General features: G+C 64.0%; 5 protein-coding genes and 1 pseudogene. 3 read left to right on the top strand and 3 right to left on the bottom strand.

Annotated features, from left to right (window positions below; translation table 11 throughout):
* Both ACREE8_RS05895 and ACREE8_RS05900 read right to left on the bottom strand, forming a co-directional pair.
* A pseudogene (locus ACREE8_RS05895) lies at positions 1-648 on the bottom strand (hypothetical protein); the annotation flags it as partial.
* A gap of 89 nt (positions 649-737) precedes the next feature.
* Entirely contained in the window at positions 738-2,324 is a 1,587-nt protein-coding gene (locus ACREE8_RS05900) for an ATP-binding protein (protein WP_431572054.1), read from the bottom strand.
* 402 nt (positions 2,325-2,726) lie between these two features.
* Here ACREE8_RS05900 and ACREE8_RS05905 point away from each other — a divergent pair, with 402 nt between their 5' ends.
* Positions 2,727-3,947, top strand: coding sequence for a serine hydrolase (locus ACREE8_RS05905; RefSeq protein WP_431572055.1), 1,221 nt, complete (start codon positions 2,727-2,729; stop codon positions 3,945-3,947).
* Between the two features lie 77 nt (positions 3,948-4,024).
* Here the strand turns inward: ACREE8_RS05905 and ACREE8_RS05910 are convergent, their stop codons facing one another.
* Complete coding sequence (locus tag ACREE8_RS05910; protein WP_431572056.1) at positions 4,025-4,504, bottom strand: c-type cytochrome; 480 nt, start codon at positions 4,502-4,504, stop codon at positions 4,025-4,027.
* Between the two features lie 197 nt (positions 4,505-4,701).
* Here ACREE8_RS05910 and ACREE8_RS05915 point away from each other — a divergent pair, with 197 nt between their 5' ends.
* Both ACREE8_RS05915 and ACREE8_RS05920 read left to right on the top strand, forming a co-directional pair.
* Entirely contained in the window at positions 4,702-5,373 is a 672-nt protein-coding gene (locus ACREE8_RS05915) for a CC0125/CC1285 family lipoprotein (protein WP_431572057.1), read from the top strand.
* Positions 5,374-5,494: 121 nt separating this feature from the next.
* Positions 5,495-5,986, top strand: a 492-nt coding sequence (locus tag ACREE8_RS05920; protein WP_431572058.1) for a Dps family protein, incomplete at its 3' end; no start/stop codon positions are given.

Consider the following 5,986-nt stretch of genomic DNA (forward strand, 5'->3'; position numbering starts at 1 on the left):
CGGCGTGCGCAGCTCGTGGCTCATGGTGGCGAGGAAGCGGCTCTTGGCCTGGTTCGCCTGTTCGGCCGCCCGCTTCGCCTCGGTCAGTTTGCGGATCAGCGTGGCGACATAGCCGGGCAGCACCATCAAGGCTGCGACCGCGCCGAAGGAGAGATGAGGCGAGTTGCGCCAATAGTCGGTGGTCGCCCAGACGAAGATCATGCCGGCGGTGCTCACCAGCGCCGAGGCGGCGAGGTAGCGGTTGCCGAAACGGAAGCCGTTGCCGAAGGTGATCCAGAGATAGATCAGATAGAGCGGCGTGCCGGCCTCGCCGCCCCAATGCATCAGGGCGGTGAGGGTGGCGAAGTCCGTGACCATGGCCACCAGGCGGCGCGGCGGCGAGATATGCGGCCAGGCCAGGATCAACGCCACATAGACCAGCGAAATCACCAGATAGCCCGCCGCCCAATAGAATCCCCAGCTGAAGGCGGGGGCGGCAAAATCGTGCAGCGCCGACAGGATGAGATAATAGGCGGCGAGAATCAGGACGATGACCACGCGCACGATCGCCTGCTCGTGCTCGCTGTCCTGACGGCGACGCAAACGCTCCCGCAGGAAGCGGGTCAGCGAGATCTGCTCGGGGTTGCGGTTATCCGTATCGGCAGCCATGGCGCGCCCTGTCGCCTTGATTGCTGCGCAGGCCGATCCACCACCGGCTCAGTCGCCGGCTGCATTCGGCAATGGCTCGGGAAAAGCTGTTAGGCACGGGTCGCCTGACGATGGGTGCGGCTCGGCGGGAACAGCAAGGTCACGCTGGTGCCGACGCCGATGGCACTGGAAATGTCGAAGGTGCCGCCATGGAGCTTGGTCAGCTCGATCGCCAGGGGCAGGCCGAGACCCGTCCCGGAATGGCTGTGGGTGTCGGCGCGGTGGACCCGGCCGAAACGGGCGATCGCAATCGGAATGTCCTGCTCGGCCATGCCAATACCCGTATCGGTCACGGTGATCCGGATCCCGCCGGTCTCCGCCAGGGCGGCGCCGATCGTCACGCTGCCACCAGGCGGGGTAAAGCGAAGTCCATTGGTCACGAGGTTAAGCAGAATCTGCTTAACTTTCCGTTCATCGGCTTCGAGCAGCGGAAGCTTGCCGGAGATGGCGGTTTTCAGCTCGATCTGGGCCTCTTCCGCACGCGCCGCCATCAGCCGGGTCACGTCGTGGAACAGCTTCTTCAGCTCGACCCGGCCCTCGATCAGCTCGAGCTTGCCGGCCTCGATCTGGGACACGTCGAGCATGTCGTCGATGATCTGCAGCAGATGCTGGGCGCTGGCGAGGATGTCGTTGGAATATTCGAGATAGCGCGGATTGCCGATGGGGCCGAGCAGCTCGATCTTCATCATCTCGGCAAAGCCGATGATGGCGTTCAGGGGCGTGCGCAGCTCGTGGCTGGTATTCGCCAGGAACTCGGTCTTGGTGTCGTTGGCGGCGTCGGCCCGTTCCTTGGCGTCGCGCAGGTCGCGTTCGCCCAGCTTTCGGTCGGTGATGTCGAGCGAGACGCTGACCACGGTCGCGACCCGGCCGCGGCCGTCATTGAGCGGCGCCTTGGTGGTGAGGAACACGCGCTCGCGGCCTTCGCGATCGACCAGATGCTCCTCGAGGCCGGTCTTGGCCTGACCGCTGTCGATCACCTGGACCGAGAACTCCTGATGCCGGCGACCATAATCCTCGCCGAACAGCTCCGCCACGCGCTTGCCCACGGCGGCCTCGGCATCGATGCCGAAGAACTCGCACTGGTAGCTGTTGACGAAGGCGATCTGGCCTTGCGCGTCGGACACGCAGATCATCGCCGGCACCGCATCGATGACGAGCCCCAGCACTTCCTTGGACTGGCGCTGTTCTTCGGTGCGCAGGCGGTTGGTGAGATTGAGCACCTCCTCGAGGGTGAGGGCGCGCCGGCGGATGATTTCCTGCTGGCGGCGCATGGTGAGGAGGTTCTGGACGCGAACGCGGAATTCGTGGTGGTCGACGGGGCTGATCAGGAAATCGGAAGCGCCGGCTTCGAGCGCCTTGTAGCGGAACTCGCGATCCTCATAGACGGTGACGACGATCACCGGGACGTCGAAGCATTGCGGCCGCTGACGGATGGCGCGGATGAATTCCGCGCCGTCGAGGCGCGGCATCTTGAAATCGGTGATGATGAGATCGGGTGTGTTTTCCGTCGTCCAGTCGAGCGCCGACGCGGCGTCGTCGAACGCGCGCACGGTCACATCGTTGCCAAGCGAGCTTGCCAGCTTGGCGAGAATGTTCCGGTTGGTGACCCGGTCATCGATGACGACGATGAGCGACATGGCGCCTCACAGTTCCTTTCGTGTGGCGCCGGGTCCATGCACGGACCTGGCCGCTTTCGCAACCTCAATATCCACGACGCGGCATTCCTCCCTGGCGGCGTGGCGATTCAATTCCGCACCATTAACCATACTAAACCCGCCCCCGCACGCTGTCCTGCCCTCGCGATATCGACGCACCGGGCCCGAATTCGATCCCATCTTTCAGCGACATCCTCTAACCCCTTCATAATACTAGGAATGCGAAGCGTTAATTCTCTGTAAAGATCGACAGAAAATTCTCGGCTCCAGAGGGGCTTCCGGAGGGCCGGGCGGGAGACTCGGTCGCTTTACGCGTTCTATCCCCGCTTCTACACTGCCGCCCCTTAAAAAAGGCCAAGTTTGGCTGTGGGGCGCGGATAGGGCATGCAGGGGAGAGTCAGCCGAGGGTGGAAGGGGCGGTGGTTCGTCCTGGCGGCGGCCCTGGCTGCGTGTCTGGGGGCTTCGTCCGCCCATGCCGACCGCATGGCCAGCATCGTGGTGGATGCCGGCACCGGCCAAGTCATTCAACAGGTCGACGCGACCCGGATCTGGCACCCGGCCTCCCTGACCAAGCTGATGACCATCTACCTGGCTTTTACGGCGCTGGAGAGCGGTCAGATCTCCCTCGACGAATCTCTCCTGATCTCGCCGACCGCCGCCGCCCAGCCGGAAACCAAGCTGGGGCTGCGCGAGGGCAAGAACATCACCGTCGCCCAGGCGATCAAGGCCGTGATCGTCCGCTCGGCCAACGACGCCGCCGTACTATTGGGAGAGCGGATCGCCGGCACCGAGGACGCCTTCGCCGCCATGATGACGATGAAGGCGCGCGAGCTCGGCATGACGCGGACCGTGTTCCACAACGCCACCGGCCTGCCCGACGATGGCCAGGTGACGACGGCGCGCGACATGGCGATCCTGGCGCGGGCGCTGATGACCGACTTCCCCGAGCGCTATCCGATCTTCGCCAGCACCAGTCTGCAATGGGGCGGCCGCACCTTGACGACCTATAACGGCCTGCTCAGCGCCTATCAGGGGGCCGACGGGCTCAAGACCGGCTTCACCTGCGCCTCGGGCTACAACCTGGTGGGCTCGGCCCTGCGCGAGGGACGGCGCCTGATCGGGGTGGTGTTGGGCGGTCGCTCCAGCGGCGAGCGGAATGGCGAGATGGCGCGGTTGCTCGATGCCGGGTTCCAGACGCCCGTGCTGCCGTCCTTTCCCGACCTTGTCGCCATGCCGGATGGCGACACGCAGGACGCGCCGCGCCAGCTCTCCTCGGCCGAATGCAGCACCCTGCCCAGCGCTTCGCTCGAAGGCGGCAGCAGCAAGCTGCCTGGTTGGGCCGTGATCTTCGGGGCCTTCCCGGATCAGGGAGCGGCCCGCAACACCGTGGACCGGGCACGCAAGGCCCTGCAGGCGGTTCTCAAACATGGCCAGCCGGCGATCATCCGGCGCCAGCAGGAAGGCACCTATCGCTGGGCGGCCCTGGTGGTGGGGCTGGGACAGGACGAGGCCAAGGCGGCCTGCCGGAAAATGCAGTCCGATGGCGGTTATTGCCTCGCCCTCAATCCGGACGTGTTGAACAGCCCGTCGGCGCTGTGGCGCTGACAGGAGAACGGGTCCGCCCAGATTGGGGCGGGCCCGAAAATCTCATTGCACGTCAAGAGATTGGGATAGAGCGGACGTCAGTTCAGCTTTTGCCGGTAGGTCTGATGGCAGGCGCCGCAACCGTCCTTGCCCATATTGGCGAAGGCATCCGCGCTCGCCGTGTTCTCGCCGAGCGGGATCGCCGCCGCGGTCGCGGTCGCCAGGGCGCCGAGATGCTCGGCATGCTGCTTGAAGTCCTCGAAATTGGCCCAGATATCGGGCTTGGCGCCGGTCTCGCCGACATTGTCGTTCAGGCTGGTGCCTTGCGGGAACAAGCCGGGGATCTTGGTGGAATCCGCTTGAATCAGGTTGGCGGCGGCCGTCGCGTCCGCGGCGGTCCCTGTGCCTTTTTGCAGGAAGTCGTTGATGATCCCCATCTGCTTGCCCATTTCCTTCATGAGCGCCCGGCGCTGAGCGATGACGGGAGAATCGGCAATGCTGTGGGTGCTCTGGACAACACCGATGCCGATGGCAACGATGGTAGCGGCGCCGAAGGCGATCCAAGACTTCCGGCTCATGCACAACTCTCCCTGTGGATGAGGACCTATGAAAATGCTGCTCGCCCCGTTCGAGGCAGGCCGACCGAGGGTAGACGATCGTTTCCGCGGGACCTAGTAGGCACAGGCCGGTAACCAATGACATCCCGCGCTCGCTGTCCGCGACAACGGCTTGAGGGAGCATGTTCATCCACAGCCTCACGCAGAAGTTATCGCCCGTGATCTCGTTTTCGTTCCTTCGTCGCGGGTCGCGCATTCTGGCGGCGATGATGCCCCGGCCCGGCCTGATGGCGCTTGCGCTCACGGTCCTGTTGCTCGCTGCCTGCAGCACGGCGCCGTCTCCGCCGAAGCCGGCCATGGTTCCGATCGGCGTGAACGGCAATTACGGCTATTCGGAAGTCATGCTGGAACCGGACCAGTATCAGGTCAGCTACCTGACGCCCCGGCTCAAGGTCTCGGCCAGCCGTTCCGACGCCGACGCCGACATCGTGGCGGCGAAAGCGAAGGCCCATGACCTCGCCTTCTGGCGCGCCGCCCAGCTCGGCCGCGAGCAGGGCTTCTCGGCGCTGAAGCTCGTCGACGAGCACACCGACACCGACGTGGATACGAACGTCCAGCGTACCTATCAGCCGGGGTTCTATGGCTATGGCTTCTATGGCTATGGCTACCGGCGCTATCCGGGCGGGTTCGGACCGGTTCCCTGGTTCCCCGGCGACTATCCTTATGACTATTACGGACCCGGAGACTATTACGAACGCAAGACGTCGAGCATGCGGGTGAATTCGCGTTTGGAAGTGAAATTCTTCAAGACAAGCGCGGATCAGGCGCAGAGCATCGACGCCGTCATCGACGACATGGCAAAGAAGTACGGCCAGGCCACTTATCCCTGACGATGGGTGAGTTCCCAGGGGACGGGAATGGGGTTGAAATCCGCAGCACGACGGAACCAGTTGACGCCTGTCGCGTTGCGTTCCGGTGAAGTTGCGTCAAACAAAGAACAAGGAGACTGAAATGGCGAAAGCCAAGGATACGGCGAGCAAGGGGCCTGATGCGGCGACGCGTCGGAAGGCGCCGTTGGCGACGCCCTCGAGTTTTGGATCGAACGAGATTCGGGACATCAGCGGCGGACTGAACGCGCTGCTGGCGGACGTTTTTGTCCTTTACTTCAAGACCAAGAATTTCCACTGGCATGTCAGCGGCCCGCATTTCCGGGATTACCACCTGCTGCTGGATGACCAGGCGGGCGAGGTCTATGCGATGACCGACGATATCGCGGAACGCGTGCGCAAGATCGGCGGCACGACCATTCGCTCGATCGGCCATATCGCGCGGTTGCAGCGGCTGAAGGACAACAATGCGGATTATGTCGACCCGTCCGGGATGCTGGCCGAGTTGCGTGAGGACAATCTGGCATTGGTCGCCAGCATGCGCGCCGTCCATGACCTGTGCGACGAGGCCGAGGATGTGGCGACGGCGAGCCTGATCGAGAACTGGATCGACCAG

The sequence above is a fragment of the Hypericibacter sp. genome (genome assembly GCF_050729195.1).
Classification (GTDB): Bacteria; Pseudomonadota; Alphaproteobacteria; order Dongiales; family Dongiaceae; genus Hypericibacter.

What these genes read in the sequence shown, in the direction of transcription:
- ACREE8_RS05905 (WP_431572055.1), top strand. Translation starts at nt 2,727, where the DNA reads ATGCAGGGGAGAGTCAGCCGAGGGTGGAAGGGGCGGTGGTTCGTCCTG.
- ACREE8_RS05900 (WP_431572054.1), bottom strand. Translation starts at nt 2,324, where the DNA reads ATGTCGCTCATCGTCGTCATCGATGACCGGGTCACCAACCGGAACATT.
- ACREE8_RS05910 (WP_431572056.1), bottom strand. Translation starts at nt 4,504, where the DNA reads ATGAGCCGGAAGTCTTGGATCGCCTTCGGCGCCGCTACCATCGTTGCC.